The sequence below is a fragment of the Sphingomonas sp. Leaf30 genome, from assembly GCF_001422525.1.
Lineage (GTDB): Bacteria > Pseudomonadota > Alphaproteobacteria > Sphingomonadales > Sphingomonadaceae > Sphingomonas > Sphingomonas aerolata.
This window is the reverse complement of sequence record NZ_LMKZ01000018.1, coordinates 232,206-253,017: the sequence shown is the minus strand read 5'-3', so window position 1 is coordinate 253,017 and position 20,812 is coordinate 232,206. Positions and strand designations below refer to the sequence as shown.

Here is a 20,812-nt window from a genome sequence, read left to right as displayed (position 1 = left end):
CCCGCCACGACATCGGTCGCGGGCACCGTCGCGACGGCTGCACCGAGCTGCGTCGCCAGCGTCATCGCCGCGGCAACGCGCTGATGCTCGGCGTCGGAGAAAATCGCGACGCGCGGGGTTTCGATGAAGAGCGCGGTCCAGGGGCCCCGAAGCCCGTCGGCCACGCGCTTGGCGGCGCGCACGAGCGTGTCGGCACCGGGCAATTCGTTGATCGCGACGACGATCCGGTCGCTGCCCGCCCAGGTGCCGCCGAGCCCGAGTGCACGAACGTCGTCGAGCATCCGCGCGTCGACCGCCTGTGCCGCGCGCCGCAGCGCCAGTTCGCGCAAAGCGGACAGGTTCGATTTGGAGAAGAAGTGCGACAGCGCCCGCGTCGCCTCGTGCGGCAGATACACCTTGCCGGCGCGCAGTCGCTCGATCAGCTCGTCGGGCGGGATGTCGACGACCTCGATCTCGGCCATTTCCAGCACGCTGTCGGGTACCGTCTCGCGGACCCGGACGCGGGTGAAGCTGGCGACGATGTCGTTCAGGCTCTCGACGTGCTGGATGTTGACGGTCGAATAGACGTCGATCCCGGCGACCAGCAGCTCCTCGACGTCCTGATAGCGTTTGGGGTGGCGACTGCCCGGCGCGTTGCTATGTGCGAGCTCGTCGACGAGGACGAGGCGCGGCGCCCGCGCGAGGATCGCATCGAGATCCATTTCCTCCAGCGTGCGGCCCTCATAGGCGATCGCCCGCCTCGCAATGATCTCGTGGCCGCGGGTCAGCGCCTGGGTTTCCGCCCGGCCATGCGTCTCCACCACGCCGACGACGACGTCGACACCGTCCCGCCTGCGCGCGGCGCCCTCGGACAGCATCTCGAACGTCTTGCCGACCCCGGGCGCGGCACCGAGGAAGAGCTTGAAACGTCCCCTGCCCTCCTGCGCGGCGGCGCGCAGGAGGGCGTCGGGATCAGGTCTGCCGTCGCCCGATACCGGCATCAGCGCGGGCGGGCGCCGGCGACCGACACCGCGTCGAGGCCACGGTTGAGCGCCAGCACGTTGACGCGCGGCTCACCCAGGACGGATGCATCCGTGGCGTCCGTGACCAGCACGCGAACCCGTTCGACCGGCACGCCGCGAACGCGCGCAATGCGTGGCGCCTGGGCCAGCGCGGCGGCGGGCGACAGGTCGGGATCGAGGCCCGACCCGCTGGCGGTGACCAGATCGTCGGGCATCGGACCGGTCACACCCTCGGCACGGCGTTTCGCGACGTCGGGCTTCACGCGATCGACCAGCGCCTGGCTCGCCGGGCCGAGATTCGACCCCGACGACGCCAGACCGTCATAGCCCTTGCCGGCCGCCGATGGCCGCGTCTGGAAATAGCGATCGGTCGTGAACGCCTGTCCCACCACGGTCGAGCCGATCACGGTGCCGCGGGCATCGCGCACCAGGCTGCCGTGCGCCTGGCTCGGGAAGATCGCCTGGCCGATACCGGCCATGGCAAGCGGGTAGACGAGCCCGAGAAGGACCGCGAACAGGATCGTCATAACGATCGCAGGCCGCAGCGCGGAGGTGAAATCCTTGCCCATGTCTGTCTTTCCTTATGCGAGACCGAGGCCACCGACCACAAGGTCGATGAGCTTGATGCCGATGAACGGTGCAACGAGGCCACCCAGGCCGTACACCGCGAGGTTGCGCGCGAGCAGCGGTCCGGCTGCCATCGGCCTGTAGGCGACGCCGCGCAGCGCCAGCGGGACGAGGCAGGGGATGATGACCGCGTTGAAGATGATCGCCGACAGGATCGCGCTTTCCGGTGACCCCAGCCGCATCACGTTCAGCACGCCGAGCCCCGGATAGAGGACGACGAACATCGCCGGGATGATCGCGAAATATTTCGCGACGTCGTTGGCGACCGAGAAGGTCGTCAGCGCCCCGCGCGTCATCAGCAACTGCTTGCCGAGGCCGACGACCTCGATCAGCTTGGTCGGATCGCTGTCGAGATCGACCATGTTGCCCGCCTCGCGCGCCGCCTGCGTGCCGGTGTTCATCGCGACGCCGACATCGGCCTGCGCGAGCGCGGGCGCGTCGTTGGTGCCGTCACCGCACATCGCGACCAGCCTGCCGCCGGTCTGTTCCTTGCGGATCAGCTCCAGCTTGTCCTCGGGCGTCGCCTGGGCGAGGAAATCGTCCACGCCCGCTTCGGCCGCGATCGCCGCCGCGGTGAGCGGATTGTCGCCGGTGATCATCACCGTGCGGATTCCCATCGCGCGCAGCTCCCCGAACCGTTCGCGGATGCCGGCCTTGACCACATCCTTGAGGAAGATCGCGCCGAGCAGGCGCCCGTCCTGCGCCACCGCCAGCGGTGTCCCGCCGGCGCGGGCGATCTCGTCGGTGATCCGGCGGAGTTCGGTCGCCGCGGCGGTTTCGCCCGATCCGGCATTGGCGCGCAGGATCGAGTCCACCGCCCCCTTCTGGATCAAGGTGTCCGCCATCTTCACCCCCGAAATGCGGGTCTGCGCGGTGAACGGGATGATCTCGGCCCCGGTAGGGAGCGTGGTCGTCGCAACGTTGAACGTCTGGCGCGCGAGCAGCACGATCGATCGGCCTTCCGGCGTTTCGTCGGCAAGGCTGGCAATCAGCGCGGCTTCGGCGAGTTGCTGCGCGCTGGTGCCCGACACCGCGCGAAACTCGCTCGCCTGCCGGTCGCCGATCGTGATCGTGCCGGTCTTGTCGAGCAGCAGCACGTCGATGTCGCCCGCGGCCTCCACGGCGCGCCCCGACTTGGCGAGCACGTTGAAGCGCACCAGCCGGTCCATGCCCGCGATCCCGATCGCCGACAGCAAGGCGGCGATCGTCGTCGGGATCAGCGTGATCAGCAACGCCGCCAGCATCGCCACCGGGATCGACCCGCCCGCATAGGACGCGAAGCCCGGGACGGTGCCGACCGCGATCAGGAAGATGATCGTCAGCCCGACGAGCAGCAGCGTCAGTGCGATCTCGTTCGGCGTCTTCTGCCGCTCGGCACCCTCGACCAGCGCGATCATCCGGTCGAGAAAGCCCTTGCCCGGCTCGACCGTCACCTTGACGCGGATCTCGTCCGAGATGACGCGCGTGCCCGCGGTCACCGCCGAGCGGTCGCCGCCCGCCTCGCGGATCACCGGCGCGCTTTCGCCGGTGATCGCCGCTTCGTTGACCGAGGCGACCCCCGAAACGACGTCACCGTCGGACGGGATCAGGTCGTTGGTCTCGACCAGCACGATGTCGCCGACCTTGAGCTGGCTGGCGGGCACCGCGTCGAACTCGCGCCCGTCGCCTTTCAACCGTTTGGCGGTCAGTTCCGCCTTGGTCGCGCGCAACGACGCCGCCTGCGCCTTGCCGCGCCCCTCGGCGAGCGCTTCGGCAAACGTGCCGAACAACACGGTCAGCCACAGCCAGATGACGAGCTGGAGCTTGAAGCCGATCGACAGATTATCCTGCCCGACCACGAGCAGGACGGTCATCAGCGCCGCGACCACGCCGGTGACGAACATCACCGGGTTGCGGATCAGCTCCTTGGGATTGAGTTTGAAGAACGAGGCCTTGATCGCGGGCACGACGAGGTCGGCCGTGAACAGGCTTTTTGTCTGGGTCTTTGCCATGGTGGCCCCCGATCAGGACAGTTTGCCGCTGATCATCGCAAGATGATCGGCGATGGGACCGAGCGCGAGGCCCGGCAGGAAGGTGAGACCACCCAGGATCAGGATGATGCCGACCAGCAGCCCCACCCACAGCCCGCCAGTCGTCGGGAACGAGCCCGCGCTTTCGGGTGTGTACTTCTTCGCGGCCAGGCTCCCGGCGATGGCGAGCATCGGCACGATGATGAAGAACCGCCCGACCCACATCGCAACGCCCAGCAGCCCGTTGTAATAGGGCGTGTTGGCGGTCAGACCCGCAAAGGCGGAGCCGTTGTTGGCGACCGCGCTGGTGAAGGCGTAGAGAATCTCCGAGAAGCCATGCGGCCCCTTGTTGAGCGGCCCCGCCAGCCCCTGCTGCAACACCGATGACAGCGCGGTCAGCCCGAGGATCATCAACGGCAGCACCGCGATCGCCAGCACCGCCAATTTCACTTCGCGGCTTTCGATCTTCTTGCCGACATATTCGGGTGTGCGCCCGACCATCAGCCCCGCGACGAACACCGCGAGGATCGCGAACAGCAGGAAGCCGTAAATCCCTGCGCCGACGCCGCCGATCACGACCTCGCCAAGCTGCATGTTGAACAGCGGAATCATCCCGCCGAGCGCGGTGAAGCTGTCGTGCATGCTGTTGACCGCGCCGCACGACGCCGCGGTGGTCACGACCGAGAACAAGGCCGACGCGGCGATCCCGAAGCGGACCTCCTTGCCCTCCATGTTGCCGCCCGCGACGCCGAGATGGTGCAGCACCGGGTTGCCCGCGGCTTCCTGCCAATAGGTGACGGTGGCGCCCGCGAGGAACAGAATCACCATCGCCGACAGGATCGCCCAGCCCTGCCGCGTGTTGCCGACCGCCTTGCCGAACGTCCAGGTCAGCCCGAAACCGATCAGGAAGATCGACAGCATCTGGACAAGGTTGGTCAGCGCGGTCGGGTTCTCGAACGGATGCGCCGAGTTCGCGTTGAAGAAGCCGCCACCATTGGTGCCGAGCATCTTGATCGCCTCCTGGCTCGCGACCGGGCCGAGCAGCAGCGACTGTTTCGCGCCCTCCAGCGTCTGGACGTCGACCACGCCCGCCATCGTCTGCGGCACGCCGCTGGCGATCAGGAACAGCGCGTAGACGATCGAGATCGGCAGCAGGATATAGAGCGTGACACGCGTCATATCCGCCCAGAAATTGCCGATCGCCTTCGATTCCCGCCGCGCGAAGCCGCGGAACAGCGCGAACGCCAGCGCGATCCCGGTGGCCGCGCTCAGGAAATTGTGGATCGTCAGCCCCAGCATCTGGCTGAGGTTCGACATCGTCGATTCCCCGCCATAGCTCTGCCAGTTGGTGTTGGTCGTGAAGCTGATCGCGGTGTTGAACGCGAGATTCGGCGACAGCCCCGCCAGCCCCTGCGGGTTCCCCGGCAGCACGCCCTGCAGGCGCAGCACTGCATAGGTGAACGCCATCAACGCAACGTTGAACAACAGCATGTGGAGCGCATACCGCCGCCAGCCCTGCTCGGCGTCGGGATCGATTCCGGCGAGCGTATAGAAGCGGCGCTCGACCGGGCCGAGCACGACATGGAGCGGTGTCCGCCGTCCCTCGTACAGCGTGAAAAGCCACACGCCGACCGGTTTGGTCAGCGCGAGCAGGATGGCGACGAAGCCGAGGATCAGGATCCAGCCCTGGAATGTCATGGTGTCCGCCTCCTTCAGAAGCGTTCGGGGCGGATCAGGACCGCCACCAGGTAGATAAGAAGGCCAAGCGCGGTCAGCGCCGCGAGCCAGAGGTCGAGCGTCATGCGTGCGTCCTCATGCGTTGTCGCAGAGCCGGGCATAAGCGAGCGTCGCCGCCACCAGCCCGACCATGACAAGGATCCAGATCAGGTCGTCCATCGCCACGTCTCCTCAAAAGGCCGCGGTCAGCGACGCGACGATCGTGCCGCCGGCGATATTGCCGCTGCCGTCCTGTCCCTTGCTGAAACTGGGGCGCAGATAGGTCGCCTCGGCGGCCGAAATGTCCGTGTCGATGTAGCTGACGTTGAAGGTCAGGTTCCGGTAAGTCGCATCCGCGCCGAGCGACCAGTCCCAATACTCGCCGGTCGGTGCGACCGCGGTCGCGTTGGGACCGAGCCCGTCCTGACCCCAGCTGTGCCCGACATGCGCCTTGGCGGTGATCGGCGTGCCCGCCAGCGCCCGCGCGCCGTCGCCCCACAGGTACAGATTGTCGTCCTTGTCGCCCGGGCTCGTATAGACGCCCGCTACCGCGTCCGCGCCGGTCGCATACCATTTGCCGATCGCTTGCTGCTTGGGGGCATAGGCTGCACCCGCGGTCAGAGTCGCCGGACCGGTCGTCCCGGTCAGCTTCACATAGGGCTCGGCGAAGTCTGTTTTATCGGCGCCGCCCGGATACATGTACCAGGTGAGCCCCCCGTCGAGCGTCGCGTTGTCGGCAAGCTTCGCCTTGTAGCCTCCGATCAGGTCGAGCTCCATATTGGCGCCGCCGAACGTCCCCCAGCCGGCAAGGTTCGATCCCCAGACGCCGGCATAGAGACCGCTCTCATGCGACACCGTGATGCCGCCCTGGACGGCCATTTCCCGGTCGGACTGCGACACGCCGCGAAACCGATAGTCGGAGGCGATCGCCGCCGAACCGCTGACCGTCAGCGCTGTCGGCGGGGCCGTGTCCACAGCGGCCTCGGCCTTGTCGCCGGGTGTCGATTGCGCCTGCGCGGTGACGGGAAGAGCGAGGATCGCGACGACCATGGCCGCATGACGGAACTTCATTGATGCACCCCTTGAACGGCGCTCGTCACACGACGATGCCTTCAGGGATGTGCGATTAGGCGCATCGATCGTAGCAATTCGAGATCGATTCCGGGAAATGGCATATAGCGCGCATATAGCTGGCGCATTTTTACGCTGTGTGCCGATATGCCCGGTGATAAACCTGCGCCAAATTGGCGATGGCGTGCGCGGCCTCGCCGCGGGGGCGATGTGGATCGAGGCGCACGGGCAGCTTTGCGAGGCCCGCTTGGCGGCATTGGAGAATGTGATCGGTGACCTGAAGCAGGAGGCAAACGATGGACAGCCAGGGTAGCAATGCGGTCGAGCGCTGCGGCGATCGCGAACTCGTCGTAACGCGGACATTCGATGCGCCGCGCAGCACCGTCTATGAAGCGTGGAGCCAGGCCGATCTCTTCCAGCGATGGTGGGTACCGAAGTCCGCCGCCGGCATTTCGCTGGTCTCTTGCGACCTCGACGTCCGCACCGGCGGCACATACCGGCTGGGGTTCAGCGCCGGCGGCTCCGATATCATGACCTTCTACGGCCGGTATATCGAGGTGGTACCGAACGACCGCATCGTCTGGACCAATGACGAAGGCGAAGAGGGCGCGATCACGACGGTGACCTTCGAGGACCGCGATGCGCAGACGCTGCTGACGTTTCGCGAATTCTATCCGTCCCGGGAAGCGCTTGACGAGGCACTGCAGGGCTCGGCGGCAGGCTTGCCGGAGCAGCTGGGACAACTCGGCGCATTGCTCGCCGGCCAGGATCGATAGCGCGGGTCGGAGACCGCCGCTCTGGGAGTATATGCTCGCTGGAGCCATGGAGCGTTTGCCAGACCCGCCCGGCTGTCCGCTTCGGCATGGATCCCGTGCCTTCGCCAAAGACGAGAAAAGCGCCCCGCATGTCCGTGTGAAAGATCATGGCGGGGCGCTGAGGGTACTCGTCACTGGAGGCGAGAGCCTCGAGTGCTTGATTAGGATCAAGTAGTTGATAATGTATGAAGCATCCCGCCCGCTCCGTGTGACACCGTCGATGTCGCGGGCGGGATGCCGAGCTCTTACCGTCTTGGAGCAGTAAGCTCTGCAACGAGCGTCTCAAATATGGCCGCGGCGGACAAGCCTCATGTCATCCGCGAATCCCGGATCGAGACAGACGGCGCCCCGTCACGCGCCCTGCCCTCCTTTTCCAACGGCAGCATCGCGATCGGGCGAGCGTCCAGCGGCCTTTATCAGGCCGCCGCCATCGTCCTGTGGCTGCTCTGCCATCACCGGGCGCAGGCAAGCGGCGGGCGGCCGTTCATAGATCGGCAGGCCGCGCGCCTTGCGCAGCCCGATCAGCATATCGACGCTGAGCGGCATCCCGACCTGTCGACAGATCGCGCTGAGATAGGTCCGGGCATAGGTCGCCCGCGTGTCCGGCGTCCGCGTGATCGCATTGGGTGCCGCGGTGACGACGCGCCAGAACTGGTCGAACGGCGACCGGTCGCCCTCACCCCAGAAATGCAGCAAGGCCAGTGCCAGCCGCAGCCCCGGATTTGGCTTCACCGGGTGCGGACAGCAATCGTCGATCGTCTGGTCGAGCACGCACAGCGCGGTGTAGATCAGCCGCGCACGCGTGGACGGTTTTGCAGGATCGGACATTGGTCACGCACGGCGCCCGATGCAGCGCCGCGTCATGTGCGCGGGACCCAGATGTCGCGGATCCCGAGCCCGAACTCCCCCGCGCCGAGATACGTGCAGAGCCGCTGGTGATTGTCATGGGTCAGGGCCGCCGGACGCCCCTCGCTGATGAAGCGCGCCAGATAGCCGGGTGACCGGTCGATCATGCGCGACAGGGCGGAAAGGCTCTCTCCGCGCTCGTCGGCCAGCTGGCGCAACGCCTGACGTGGATCTGCCGGCACCAGCGCCAGGCGAAGTCGCGCGCCCATTACTGCACCATCCAGTCCATTTCGGCATCGTCGATCGCCGCGAACGCATCGCCATCCGCCGACATCTCGCGCAGGCGCTTGCGTACGGCTTCCGGGTCGCCGTCCTTCGGAAACTGACGATCGGCGCGTGCCGCATCCGCGACCGGATCGATCCAGTCGCCGCGATCGCGCTGTTTCAGCAGCCACCTGCCGAATGTCTCGCGCGTCGCTTCAACCCCGTCATCGTCCCTGTCCATCGCCTGATCCTCCTGCCGACTCGATGACGGCACTTCTATCCTGTTCCTGTTTCGTTCTCAATGGGCTTGGGTCGTTCATGTGCGATCGGTCAGCTCCGGGCTGGAGGAATAGGCACACTGACTAAGGGGTTTCCCTTAGGTCGCCGGCAACAGGCCAGAAACCAGTCCACCGGCACAAGCAGCGTTCACTGCCATTTCCGGGACGGCGCTCATGTGGTCGAAGCAAATCAACGCGAACAGCGAATCGGCGATATTCCCAGCGGCCCCCGATCTGGTGATCGTGTTCGGCCCGACCGACCGCCTTGCCGATCGCACGCTCATCGACCGTCTCGCGCACCGCTACGACACCGCGATGATCGTCGGCTGCAGTTCGGGGACGATGGTCGAAGGTGATCGGCTCGACGACGACGGGGTCGTCATCCTCGGCATGGGATTCGACCGGACCGAGCTGCGGCTCGCGGTCCAGCCGCTGCCGTCGTCCGACCTGTCGTTTTCGGCCGGTGCCGCGCTTGGCAAGGACCTCTCAGCCGACGACCTGTCGGGCATATTCGTCCTGTCGAACGGCCTGAACGTCAATGGCAGCGCCCTCGTCGCCGGTCTGCGCACGGTGATTGGCGATCACGTCGCGCTGAGCGGCGGGCTGGCAGGCGATGGCGCGCGGTTTGCGGACACGCGGATCCTGGCACGCGGCGAACACCACGCAGACGTCGTCGCCGCCATCGGCTTCTACGGCGGCCATGTCAGGTTCGCGCATGGTAGCGCGGGCGGCTGGCAGCCCTTCGGCCCCGTACGCACGATCAACGATGCGGCGGGATCGACACTGTGCGGACTCGACGGCGAGCCGGCGCTCGCGCTGTACGAGCGCTATCTCGGTGAGGAGGCGGTGGATCTGCCCGCATCGGGGCTGCTCTATCCGCTCGAGATCTGGGATCCCGCCCACCCCGACGTTCGCGTCGTGCGCACATTGCTCGCCATCGACCGTGACGCCGGGACGCTGACCTTTGCCGGCGACATGCCGCAGGGGTGGAAGGCACGGCTGATGCGCGGGATGTTCGACGAACTGATCAACGGCGCGTCGACGGCGGCGCACCATGCGCTCGACCAGACGGCCGCATGGGGGACGTCACCCTCTGCGTGCCTCGCGATCAGCTGTGTCGGGCGGCGGCTGCTGATGGGCCAGCGCACCGAAGAGGAGATCGCCGCGGTCGCCGCCGCGCTCGGCCCGGACATCGCGCTGGCGGGTTTCTATTCCTATGGCGAGATCGCGCCGCAAAACCAGACCGCGGTGCCATGCCTCCACAATCAGACGATGACGATCACGCTGATCGGGGAATGTGCGTGAAGCCCCCGCCCCCGATCACTACCGAGCCGCCGGTGCTCCACCGAATCGCGGCACGCCAGGCGGAACGCGCGCGACGGCCCGACGGCGGGATCGACACCGATCGCCTGCTCGCGCTGGTGTCGGCGACCTATGCCGAAACCGATGTCGATCGGCGGCGATCGGATCGCGCGAACCGCCTGATGGCGCAGGAACTGGAGGTCGCGCTGGCGGAAAGCGCGCTTCAGAACCTGCGGTTCAAGGCCGCGCTCGACAACATGAACCAAGGGCTCGCGCTGTTCGATGCGTCCCGGCGGCTGGTGCTGACCAATCAGCGGTTCCTCGACATCTACGGGCTCGATCATGCCGTTCCCGGCCTGACGCTCGACCAGCTGCTGAGCAACAGTCCCTGCCTGTCGGTCAGCACGGCCGACGAGCATCGCCGACTGGTCGAGGAATATGACGGCGCGGCCTCCGCCTATGGCGCGAGGATCGAACAGCGCTGGCCGGATGGACGGACCATCACGATCGAGCGCACCCGGCTGGTCGATGGCGGATTTCTCGACACCGTTGCCGACGTCACCGAAGCGCGCAACGCGTCCGCGCGCCTCGCGCATCTGGCGCGGCACGATGCCCTGACCGATCTTCCCAACCGTACCATGCTGCGCGAACGGCTCGACGAGATGATGCGCAACGCCCGCAGCGGTGATCGCTGCGCGATGCTGTGTCTCGACCTCGACCGGTTCAAGCTCGTCAACGACACGCTCGGCCACCCGGTCGGCGACGCGCTGCTCGTCGCGGTAGCATCGCGCCTCGTCACGCTGGTCCGTCATCATGACGTCGTGACCCGGCTGGGCGGCGACGAATTCTCGGTCCTCGTCCAGCATGTCACGTCGGACCATGCGATCGAGCAACTGTGCCGCCGCATCATCGAGGCACTGACGCAACCCTTTGAGATTGGTGGTCACCATATCCAGATCGGCGCGAGCATCGGCGTCACCATGGTCGAGGTCGACGCGCTCGACCCCAACGTGATGCTCCGCGATGCCGATCTCGCACTGTACAGCGCCAAGGCGGGCGGGCGCGGCAATTATTGTTTCTACACGCCCGACATGCACGTCTTCGCAACCCGCCGGCGCGAGCTCGAGATCGAACTGCGCCGTGCACTGAAATCAGAAGAGTTCGAGGTTCACTACCAGCCGCAGGTCGCGATCGGCACGCATGCGGTGGTCGGCTTTGAGGCACTCGCACGCTGGTATCATCCCGAGCGCGGCATCATCCCCCCGAACGAATTCATCAGCGTGTGCGAGGAGATCGGGCTGATCGGCGCGGTCGGCGAATTCGTCCTGACGCGCGCCTGTCGGGATGCGGCATGCTGGCCGGACAGCGTCAAGATCGCGGTCAATCTCTCGGCGTTGCAGTTCAAGTCGGGGACGCTGCCGGCGGTCGTCGCACACGCGCTGCGTGTCAGCGGCCTCGATCCGCGTCGCCTCGAACTGGAGATCACCGAAAGCGCGATGCTCGACGACACGGCGAGCGTCCTCAGGCAGTTGCGTGACATCAAGCAACTTGGCGTGCTCATCTCGCTCGACGATTTCGGCACGGGCTATTCGTCGCTGAGCCATATCCGCAATTTCCCGTTCGACCGGGTCAAGATCGATCAGTCGTTCGTCCGCGATCTCGGCACCAACAGCGACAGCCTGGCGATCGTGCGTGCGGTGACGGGGCTCTGCGGGAGCCTCGGGATCCTGTCGACCGCCGAGGGGGTCGAGACGCTCGACCAGCTGAATATCCTGGTCGCTGAGAAGTGCGACAGCGCGCAGGGCTATTATTTCAGCCGCCCCGTGCCGTTCGTCGAAACGCTTCCCTTCGTCTCCCGCATGCACGCGCTTCACTCACAGGCCGCCTGAGCCGGCTGCGCGGATCGGACGCGGCTGGCCGTTGCTCACGGCAACGCCAGTCCCCGGGGACCCGCAGGAGCCGCGATGAGGATGACCGTCAGCGACGTGAAAACTCGGCGATCAGCCGCAGGCCGACCACGAACGCCGACCGGCGGCCTGCGCCGGCATAGGCGCGGCGAACATATTGCACGTCGGGCTGGACCGCGAGGAAGGGCGCCGCTCGATCCTGATAGGTGATCTCGATCCCCGTCTCCGCGGCGTCGGCGTGATCGCCGGCATCGCGCACCGTCTGACGCAGAGCCTGCGATAACAGGCCCTGCGCGACGCCGATCGAGAATTGCCCGTCGGGCCGTCCGGGAACGAGGCCGCGTGCGAGCAGCCCGGTTTGAAAACCGCCGCGAAACGGCGTCGTCTTCCCGTCCGATATGCCCGCGCGCAGGAACAGATCGATGCCCCGGCCGTCGTCACCGACCAGCCGCTGATCGACCAGCAAATAGGCGCCGTTCGCCGTCCGTTTGACCGGATTTTCGTTGCCGTCGCACGCTCGCATGTCGTCCTGCTGCCGTGTGTAGCGCCACGCACCGAACGCCAGCTTGCCGTTGGCGCGTGTCCCCGCCTCCGCGATCAGAAGCGCGCCATCGTGCATTCCGAGGTCGATCCCCGTCGTATCGCCCAACACCCCTGCCCGCGCATTCACGACGGCGGCATGGAAATAGCCGGATGGGCCGATCGACGTCTTCAGTCGCATCGTCAGCGCGGTCGAGGGGAAGATCGAGGGCCCGTTGGGCCCCGTCGCCGCGAGCTCCGAGCCGATGCCGAACGCCGGCGCGACCAGCATGCCCGCGGAATCATTCTGATAGAAGTCGACGTTCAGATCGGACAGCCCGACCAGCAACGCGGCGCGCCCACCCGCAAGATCCTGTTCGACCCACGCCTCGTACAGCTTCACGCGGCCGTCAGCGACCTCGATATTGTCGACGCCCTGCACCGTCCCCGCCAGCGCATTGATCGATCCCCCCTGATTGCTGAGTACATGGAGATGCGCGCGCGCGCCGCGCCAGCCGGCCAGCCGGTCGAGGTCGCCATCGGCCGTGACCTCGAGATTGTCGAGCACCCGCGCGCCCCGCGCGTCGCCGCCAGCGACGTTGCCCATGAGATCGACGACATAGCGTCCCGTGATCGCGACGGCACGTGGCGGGGGGTCTTGCACGACGTCTGGCGGGCCGGACTGCCCCCAGGCAGGTAACGTCCAGGCCGCGGAGAGTAATAGGGCGGGTCCGACCAGTCGAGGCACCGTCATAATATCCACGCGCCACCTCCGAGCACTGCATTCCCGCCTATTATAGAAATCGAAACGTGTCCCAGTACGGAACAGGCCAGCAAAACATGATGATGACGAAGTCCCGGTCGCGTGATGCGATGTCGCTGACCCGTATGATCCGGATGGCGGGCGTGGTCCTGTTCGGACTGATGCTGCTCTGCGGTGCGACCGGCATCGGCGCGGCGTGGATGCAGAGCGCCGCGCTGCACCGTCTGACCGATGCGACGACGCTGCTTTCCAACCACCAGGGCGCGGACATGATGCACGACGCGATCCGCAGCGACGTGCTCGCCACATTCCAGTCGGCGGAGCCCGGCAGCGCGATCAAGCCGGATGATATCCAGAAGGATTTCCGCGAGCATCTCGTCGCCCTGCGCGAAGGGATCGCAGCGGATTCGGCGTACACCGGCGATGCCGCGGTCGCCGCGGTAACCTCCAGGCTGGCGGCGCCGATGGAGGCCTATGTCCGCGCGGCGACGCAGGTCATCGATCGCGTCGGCCGCGATCCGGTCGCCGCGCGTGCGATGCTGCCCGGGTTCTTCGATCAGTTCCGCGTGCTCGAAGTGTCGATGGGCGCGGCGTCGGATGCGATCGAGACGAATTCGACACGGTCCGCCGAGAAAGCGGAGCAGCTCGGCACGATCGCGATGATCCTGCTCGCCATCACGCTGGCGGTCGGCATTGCCGGGACGCTCGCCTTCGTGATGGTCGCACAGCGCCGGGTCGTCGAGCCGATCGTGGTCCTTGCCGGCACGATGCGCGCGCTCGGCGATGGCAATCTTGCGGCCGAGGTGACGGGCGCGGATCGTGGCGATGAACTGGGCGACATGGCGAAGGCGATGCTGGCGTTCCGCAACCAGCTCCAGGCGGCCGAGGCTGCGAAACAGGCACAGGCCGCGCTGATCGTCGACAGCCTTGGCACCGGCCTCACCGCGCTGGCGCAGGGCGATCTGACTGCCGAGGTGGTCGCCGATCTGCATGCGCCGTTCACCGGGCTCAAGAGCAATTTCAACAGCGCGCTTGCCAGCCTGCGCGGGCTGATCGGATCGGTCGCGCAAGGGACGATGATGATCCGGACCGGATCACAGGAGATCGCGCAGGCGAGCGAGGATCTCGCCCGGCGCACCGAAAGCAACGCGGCCAGCCTCGAGCAGACCGCGGCGGCGATCGCGCAGATGGATCAGCGCCTCAGGGCTACCGCGGTCGCCGCGGGCCAGACCGTCGAGCGGGCGGACGGCGCGATCACCACCGTGGCGGACGGGCGCAGGATCGCGGACGAGGCGGTCCAGGCGATGACCCGGGTCAGCGAAAGCGCGACCGGGATCGACAGCGTGATCGAAGGGCTCGACAAGATCGCGTTCCAGACGCGCGTGCTGGCGATGAACGCCGCGGTCGAGGCAGGGCGTGCCGGCGAGGCGGGCCGTGGGTTTGCGGTCGTCGCCGACCTCGTGTCCGCGCTGGCGATGCGTGCCGAGGAGGAGGCCGGACGCGCGCGCGACCAGTTGACCGCGACGCAGGCCGATATCGGCACCGCGGTGGAACGCGTGCAACGGGTCGATGGTGCGCTGTTGGCGATCTCGACGGATGTGCGCGGCGTTCACACGCTGCTCGCCGGGATCGCGGACGACAATCGTGCACAGTCGAGCGCAATTACCGAGGTCAGCATGGCGGTCGGTGCGATGGACCAGGCAACGCAGCAGAATGCAGCGATGGTCGAACAGACCTCCGCGGCGGCGCGCAACCTGACCGCCGAAGTCGCAGCGCTGTCGGACCAGGCGGCGAAATTCCGCATCGAAGGCGCGCAGCGTGGCGCCGGGGCAATTCGGCAGATGACCGAACAACCGGACCTACAGCGCGACACGCGCCTGCGCTCGTCTCGATCGGCGACCACCACGCCCCCCGCCCCGGTTGGTATCGACGAGGACGCGGATACGGGTTCGCCGCCTTTTGACGCGAGCGACGCGTGCTTAACGCGGCATTAGGGTTGATGGCCTAGATGTGGCGTATGAAGACCTACCGCCGCCTCGCCAGCGACATCAGCCACGATCTGCTCGATCGACGCAATTGCACGCGGCGTGCGATCAGCCTCCCCGTGACGATCGTCACCGGCTTCGGCGACACACACGCGGCGATCGTTCAGAATGTCTCGTCCCGGGGTTTCAATATCCAGTCCGAATATGGCGTCACGATCGGCCGGTTTCTCTCGCTCGACATACCCGGGCTCGCCCAATATCCCGGTTGGGTGGCGTGGTCCTATCTCGGGGGATTCGGGCTGGAGGTCGCCAACCCGATCCCCGAACAGGTGATCGAGCATATCGTCGCGATGGCCGTCAGACACGCCGCCTGAGCTGCGGCATGCCCGTCGGGGGCCGCGTGATCGCGTCGTCACCGCGCCGATGCGGACCTGCCATCAGAAAAAGCGCAGCCAAGCGATATCCCGACGACGCTGCTTCAACCGCGCGAACCACATCGTCGGGAGCGAGAAGGGTATGATCAGGACGACGTACCAGATGAGCACCCAGGCATAGCCGTCGACCATGAAGACCGCACCATCGGTCGGCCCCCACCACGCCAGCGCCGCGTGATAGAGGATGCGCAGCATGGTGAGATGAAACAGATAGAAGAACATCGGTGCGGCGCCGAACACGGCCAGACCGGAGACAAGCCGTGAGCTCGCCAGTCGCTCGCAGTGCGCCAGCAGCAGCGCTCCGCCGCCCAGGGTCGGCAGCAGGAACAGGAGCGACGGCGGATATTTCGTCATCGACAGGAAGCTGATCGCCGTCCGCAGCGGGCTGTTATCGACCACATGCCAGGGCGCGTCGCCATAGAGGTTGAACGCGCGCAGCGTGATGAAGCCGAAGATCATCCCGATGCCGAGCCGCGTCAGATATCGCCTGCGCTGCGCGGATTCGACCATGCGGTCAAACCACGGCCCGATCGCGTGACCGAGCAGCATGACCCCCAGCCACGGAAGGATCGGATAGGTCGTCCTGGCCAGGAACCCGAACGGCAGGGCGATGACGTCGCGCTGGTGCAGCAGCGCCCAGACCGGGAACAGCGTGTCCCCCTGGTGCAGCCGAACGGGATCGAGCAGATTGTGGCCACACACCAGCACCAGTCCCAGGGCGATCCGTGCCGGCCGGGGGAGCCGTATCAGCCCGGCGAGAAGGATCATGCACAGGCCGAGACACCAGATCACCTGCAGCCAGAAGGTCGGCTGAGGCACGATCCCCCAATAGAGTGGCGACAGGTACAGCACGTCGATCGCCATCAGCAGCAACCCGCGCTTTGCCAGGAACGCGGCGGTTTCGCGCGGCGTGTGGCTGACGCCGAAGAGATAGGCGGAAAGGCCGGTCAGCGCGACGAAGATCGGCGCGCAGAAGCTGGCGGCGAAGCGCGCGATCGCGAGTGCCGGCATGACCGTGTTGGCATCCACCGGATCGGGCATGGGAACAAGGACAAGCCATGTCTCGCGCAGATGGTCGAGCAGCATCAGGATCATCACGATCCCGCGCACCGCGTCGATGCTCTCCAGTCGCCTGCGCGGGATATTGCGATCGGGTGCGGCAGCGCGCGTCTGGTCCGTCATTATCGCCATTCAGAATTCCGCTCGAAGCGACGCGCGCACGGTGCGTGACGCGCCTGGATAGATCCAGACCGAATTGTACGAGCTTTGCGCGTAGCGCTCGTCGAACAGGTTATCGACCTCGGCGCGGACCGTCAGCGAACTCGATAGCGGAATGTCGGCGGACGCCTTCACCTTCACATAATCGGGCAGCATGAGCCCGCTGGCGTCGGTCGCGCCGGACCGCTTGCCGACATAGGCGACACCGCCGCTGATCTGCCAGTCCCGGCCGGTTCCGGGATCGAAGCGGTGCACGATGAAGGCCGTCGCCGAATGATCGGGGACGTTCAGCGCCAGCGGCGTGGCGAACGACCGATCGTCGGTGCGCGCCCGCGTCCAGGCATAGTTCACCACCGCCTGCCACCGCGCGGCAAGCCGCAGCGACGCATCGAATTCAACGCCGCGGCTCGTCAGCGATCCCACCGGCGCCAGGAAATTGGCGTCGTTCGGATCCGTCGTGAGGACGTTGCCCTTTTTGATATCGAACCAGGTCAGGCCGACATCGATACCGCGCCAGCGGCCCGCCGCGCCGATTTCGTAGCCATGCCCCTGTTCGGGCGCGAACGCGACCCCCCCCGCGCCACTGCCGGAATTCAGCTGGAACGACTCACCCCAGTTGGTGTGGACCGAGAGCGCGTCGCTGACGGCATAGCGCGCGCCGAGCCGGAAATTGACGGGGCGCCCCCTGGACACGGTCGTCGCCTTGACGAGATTGCGCGCGAGCTGCTGCCGATAGGCGTCGAGGCGGATGCCCCCGACGAGATCGAGCCGATCGGTCACCGTCCACGCGTCCTGCGCGTACAGAGACACCACGCGCCGCGTTTCGCGCTGATCGATACTGGGCAGGAGCGGCAGGGCCTGTGTCTCGCCATAGACGGGGTTGAAGACGTCGATCGCATAGGGATTGTCTGCGGTCGGATTTCGCCGGTTCAGCAGTTCGAGATAGTCGAGCGTGTAGCCCTTGATGCCCAGGCTCGGACGATGGAGCCCGTGGGCTTGCACTTCGCCGCGCACTTCGAGACGTGCGGACAGATCCTCGACTTCGTAACCCCGTTCGCGGCGCTGTCGCCACAGCGTGCGCCCGTCCACGAGGCGCGACGGATCCGCCGAAAAGCCCCGCAACGTGCCGGTCCGATAGGCGACGCCGCCGACGAGCGACCATGTCCCACCCAGCCGCGCTTCGCCGGTCAACTGGTGGCGGGTGTCGCGTGCGCGCGTCGGTTCGTTCGAGGGTTCGCCGAGGAACCGCGACGCCGGCAGCGCGAGCGGATCGCCATCGACCGCCGCCACACCGCGATCGAACGGCGCGTCATAGACGATGTGCTGGGCAAGATAGGTGAGCTGTACGGCGTCGCTCGGCCGGAAGGTCAGCGACGGGGACACGACGCGGCGCTTCACCGTTACGAAATCGCGGTAGCCGTCGCTGTCTTCAGTCGCGACCACGATCCGCGCGGCGAGCGTCCCGGTCAGCGGCCCCGTCGCGTCGAGTTCGATGCGGCGCGTGTCGAACGATCCGTAGTGCAGCGAAGCCGACGCCTGTGATGCAAAACGCGGCGTCTTGCTGACCATATTGACCCGTCCGGCGGGATCGATATCGCCAAAGACGGCGCCGGCAGGGCCCTTGAGGATCTCGATGCGCTCGATCGTCGCAGGGTCCCGCGCGGGGGCGCTGCCGCGATTGGCGATGAAGCCATCGGTATAATATTCGCCGCCGCCATCGGCGGTGCTCAAAAAGCCGCGGATCGCGAAATTGTCGGCAAAGCCCCCGCGATTATTCTGCTGGCTGCTGCTGCTCACCAACTCCAGCGCGTCGCTCAACCGGTAGGTGCCCGCCGCACGCAGGATGTCCTGTTCGAGTGACCGGCTCGATTGCGACATGACTTCGGTCGCACGATCGGAGGAAAGCGTCGCGTCCCGCGACGTCCGGGTCCCGAGCACGACGATCTCGTTGCGCTCCGCCGGCTCCTCCACGGCCTGCGCAACCGCTGGCGACCCTGCCATCATGCCGATCGCGCCAAGCGTGTGCCGCAGCCGAAGCGGCACATCCCCGCCCGATAATCGTGTCACAGTCCGCATCGTCCAGCGTGCCAAGAGACTTCCTCATATGCGATGATATGTTGTCGCATAACGTTGGTACTCCGCTATGGCAACGCGGCAGTCTGCAGTGGTGGCCAGGTGTACGAACGATCGACCTGAACCTGCAGGGCGGGACGCAAAACAAGAAGCATCGAGCTTTGCTGCCCGTCCTCCCGACGCTCGATCGCCGGCTATGGGCCGAATACGCGACCTCACGTAAATCAAATTGAGGGACCGCGCCGGCCGCGGCTGGCTGGTCAATTATCACGGGCGAGCGGTGCAGGATGTCGACCGGGCCTGGGACACCTTGCTTACGAAGCTCGGACTGCCGAAGGGCCGCGAGTGGCGCTCGTACCTATTGCGCCACAGCCTCACGACGCTCGCGCGCAACCGCGGCGCTACGAAGTGGGATTTAGAAGGTTTCATGGGTCACAGCGACGGCCGCTCAGCCCCTCGCGTCGCGCAACGCTTCCAATGCAGCCATCTTGACCGGGTCGTCGACTGCAAGAGCCTCTTCAAGATAGTAGCCATAAGATATGTTGCGCACCACCTCTTGTGCCTCGCCACTATATTCTTCCGCTATGATCGGAAACGCATTCACGAGCTCACGGAGAAATCCCTTGTCCATCTCTTGAAGATGGCTAGCTAAGGCTTCCATCATCTTCACGGCGGTGTCAGGGTTAAGTTCCTCGTCGTCGGTCAGTTCGAGGAACACGGCATACTCCGCGATAATCTCTGCAACCTGCATAGCGATCATGGCTTCACAACCCTTACGTGGATGTTCGTGATGCTCATCTGCTTGAGCAGTTTCAGTGCCTTGGTCTTCTCGACAGGCGTAGGGTCCTCCCACGTCCCGATCAGACGGTGTTGTGCTGATACCTCCGACTGCCGCAAAATCTGGGCCCGCGAACGAGGCCTGTTTACGACAGCCCATTTTCAGTCGAAAATATAATCGCCCTGAATGCCGTCAAACTTCACCGGCCGCTTAGAACCGTTGGGCATCGTCCGCATCAACGTTGGCGCCTGACCGGCGCGCGCGCCGGGCGCCGAATCGTCATAGGGTTTCCATGCCTTTTTTGACGTGGTCGTCTCCTTGACCCAGCCGATTTGCGGCGGGTCAAAGGTTATACGCGGCCTCGCGATAGCGAGTCGGCGCAATGCGGCAGCCTTGGAGAGCGCCGCCCCCGGCGCTATCGCCAGCGCGACGTTCCCAGCAACCTTTCCTGCGGCGCGACCGATGTCCCGCACCGAGGCGTTGGCAACGGCGCTTGCCGCGCGGGAGGCCGGGATATGGGCCGGGGTATCCTCAGCAGCGATTGCGGTGTCGATCATGGCCGCGATGCCACGGCCGGCGTTGCGAACAGTCGTTACCGGATTTGTTGTTAGCGCAGCATGGACTCCTGCCACGGTTCCTTCCCCAACATCATAAGTCCCTGACCGACGCCATCAACGAATTCGGCGACGGGGTTCGGCTGACCACCGGGCCGCGCTCCCGGGATCCGCGTGGACTGCACCTTGGCCGACCTGCGTTCTACCGATTTCGAGTCGTCGCCCGTGAGCGATCGGGCGCGGGGCGTTTCAGCCTTTGGCGGTTTTGCGGTCCGCGATGTATGATTATCCCCTGGGCTTGGAGCGCGACCGCTCCCAGAACGCGCACGATCGTTTCTGGCGCTCGTCGTATCGGTTTGGGTCGATCCATCATGGCGCCCCGCGCCTGCAAATGTAAACCGGCGGTCCGCCGGATCATGCCATGGATTGAATTTGAGTTCGAGACCGTCAGGACCTAGCGCCGATGGCACCATGCCCGTCCGTAGCCACCATGAAAATGCGGTCCGCTTACTGGTGCCTGATGCCTGATGCCTGGACCATGCCATCCCCCGCCTATTGCTGCGGTGAGAACATCTGAGCAACATTATCCTACAAGTCAAGCGCAACGCGAGCAAATCTTAAGATTCGCCCTGCTCGACCGCGCTTCTGTAGT

Annotated in this window: 18 protein-coding genes and 1 pseudogene; 5 read left to right on the top strand and 14 right to left on the bottom strand. The window is 66.0% G+C overall.

Annotated features, from left to right (window positions below):
* The 6 genes and pseudogenes from ASE89_RS21285 to ASE89_RS14880 all read right to left on the bottom strand — a co-directional run.
* Positions 1-980 (bottom strand): annotated as a pseudogene (locus ASE89_RS21285) (histidine kinase); the annotation flags it as partial.
* Positions 980-1,570, bottom strand: coding sequence for a potassium-transporting ATPase subunit KdpC (gene kdpC / locus ASE89_RS14900; protein WP_056679285.1), 591 nt, complete (start codon positions 1,568-1,570; stop codon positions 980-982). The pseudogene ASE89_RS21285 and the gene kdpC, both read right to left, overlap by 1 nt.
* Before the next feature lie 12 nt (positions 1,571-1,582).
* Entirely contained in the window at positions 1,583-3,619 is a 2,037-nt protein-coding gene (gene kdpB, locus ASE89_RS14895; RefSeq protein ID WP_056679281.1) for a potassium-transporting ATPase subunit KdpB, read from the bottom strand.
* A 12-nt stretch (positions 3,620-3,631) separates the two neighbouring features.
* The gene (kdpA, locus tag ASE89_RS14890; protein ID WP_056679278.1) at positions 3,632-5,335 is read right to left on the bottom strand and encodes a potassium-transporting ATPase subunit KdpA; all 1,704 of its coding nucleotides are present in this window, start codon (positions 5,333-5,335) and stop codon (positions 3,632-3,634) included.
* 14 nt (positions 5,336-5,349) lie between these two features.
* A complete protein-coding gene (gene kdpF / locus ASE89_RS14885; protein WP_022685962.1) occupies positions 5,350-5,439 on the bottom strand; it encodes a K(+)-transporting ATPase subunit F in 90 nt (29 codons plus the stop codon).
* A 106-nt stretch (positions 5,440-5,545) separates the two neighbouring features.
* On the bottom strand, positions 5,546-6,424 hold the full coding sequence (locus ASE89_RS14880; RefSeq protein ID WP_056679275.1) for a TorF family putative porin: 879 nt from the start codon (positions 6,422-6,424) through the stop codon (positions 5,546-5,548).
* 296 nt (positions 6,425-6,720) lie between these two features.
* On the opposite strand from ASE89_RS14880, the gene ASE89_RS14875 reads away from it, so the two are divergent.
* Complete coding sequence (locus ASE89_RS14875) at positions 6,721-7,200, top strand: SRPBCC domain-containing protein (protein ID WP_056679272.1); 480 nt, start codon at positions 6,721-6,723, stop codon at positions 7,198-7,200.
* Between the two features lie 390 nt (positions 7,201-7,590).
* On the opposite strand, the gene ASE89_RS14870 is transcribed toward ASE89_RS14875, so the two are convergent.
* From ASE89_RS14870 to ASE89_RS14860, 3 genes are read right to left on the bottom strand one after another with little or no spacing between them, the layout of a single operon-like run.
* On the bottom strand, positions 7,591-8,067 hold the full coding sequence (locus tag ASE89_RS14870; protein WP_056679269.1) for a hypothetical protein: 477 nt from the start codon (positions 8,065-8,067) through the stop codon (positions 7,591-7,593).
* A 32-nt stretch (positions 8,068-8,099) separates the two neighbouring features.
* Positions 8,100-8,354, bottom strand: a complete 255-nt coding sequence (locus ASE89_RS14865) for a hypothetical protein (protein WP_056679266.1) — start codon at positions 8,352-8,354, stop codon at positions 8,100-8,102.
* Positions 8,354-8,590 (bottom strand): hypothetical protein, encoded by a 237-nt coding sequence (locus tag ASE89_RS14860; protein ID WP_056679263.1) that lies wholly within the window; start codon positions 8,588-8,590, stop codon positions 8,354-8,356. Before ASE89_RS14860 ends, ASE89_RS14865 begins: the two co-directional genes overlap by 1 nt.
* A gap of 211 nt (positions 8,591-8,801) precedes the next feature.
* On the opposite strand from ASE89_RS14860, the gene ASE89_RS14855 reads away from it, so the two are divergent.
* A complete protein-coding gene (locus tag ASE89_RS14855; RefSeq protein ID WP_056679260.1) occupies positions 8,802-9,932 on the top strand; it encodes an FIST signal transduction protein in 1,131 nt (376 codons plus the stop codon).
* Entirely contained in the window at positions 9,929-11,818 is a 1,890-nt protein-coding gene (locus tag ASE89_RS14850) for a putative bifunctional diguanylate cyclase/phosphodiesterase (RefSeq protein WP_168427691.1), read from the top strand. Before ASE89_RS14855 ends, ASE89_RS14850 begins: the two co-directional genes overlap by 4 nt.
* A gap of 88 nt (positions 11,819-11,906) precedes the next feature.
* Here the strand turns inward: ASE89_RS14850 and ASE89_RS14845 are convergent, their stop codons facing one another.
* Complete coding sequence (locus tag ASE89_RS14845; protein WP_236701812.1) at positions 11,907-13,019, bottom strand: carbohydrate porin; 1,113 nt, start codon at positions 13,017-13,019, stop codon at positions 11,907-11,909.
* Positions 13,020-13,198: 179 nt separating this feature from the next.
* Between ASE89_RS14845 and ASE89_RS14840 the strand changes: the two genes are divergently transcribed.
* Both ASE89_RS14840 and ASE89_RS14835 read left to right on the top strand, forming a co-directional pair.
* Positions 13,199-15,112 (top strand): methyl-accepting chemotaxis protein, encoded by a 1,914-nt coding sequence (locus ASE89_RS14840; RefSeq protein ID WP_443024350.1) that lies wholly within the window; start codon positions 13,199-13,201, stop codon positions 15,110-15,112.
* A gap of 23 nt (positions 15,113-15,135) precedes the next feature.
* Positions 15,136-15,477, top strand: a complete 342-nt coding sequence (locus ASE89_RS14835) for a PilZ domain-containing protein (protein WP_031395616.1) — start codon at positions 15,136-15,138, stop codon at positions 15,475-15,477.
* Positions 15,478-15,540: 63 nt separating this feature from the next.
* Here ASE89_RS14835 and ASE89_RS14830 read toward each other — a convergent pair whose 3' ends face one another.
* The 4 genes from ASE89_RS14830 to ASE89_RS14815 form a co-directional block, all read right to left on the bottom strand.
* The gene (locus ASE89_RS14830) at positions 15,541-16,728 is read right to left on the bottom strand and encodes a DUF1624 domain-containing protein (protein WP_056679255.1); all 1,188 of its coding nucleotides are present in this window, start codon (positions 16,726-16,728) and stop codon (positions 15,541-15,543) included.
* On the bottom strand, positions 16,729-18,798 hold the full coding sequence (locus ASE89_RS14825) for a TonB-dependent siderophore receptor (RefSeq protein WP_236701811.1): 2,070 nt from the start codon (positions 18,796-18,798) through the stop codon (positions 16,729-16,731).
* Positions 18,799-19,276: 478 nt separating this feature from the next.
* The gene (locus ASE89_RS14820; protein WP_056679252.1) at positions 19,277-19,588 is read right to left on the bottom strand and encodes a hypothetical protein; all 312 of its coding nucleotides are present in this window, start codon (positions 19,586-19,588) and stop codon (positions 19,277-19,279) included.
* A 179-nt stretch (positions 19,589-19,767) separates the two neighbouring features.
* Positions 19,768-20,163 (bottom strand): hypothetical protein, encoded by a 396-nt coding sequence (locus ASE89_RS14815; RefSeq protein ID WP_056679249.1) that lies wholly within the window; start codon positions 20,161-20,163, stop codon positions 19,768-19,770.
* Positions 20,164-20,812: the final 649 nt, after the last annotated feature.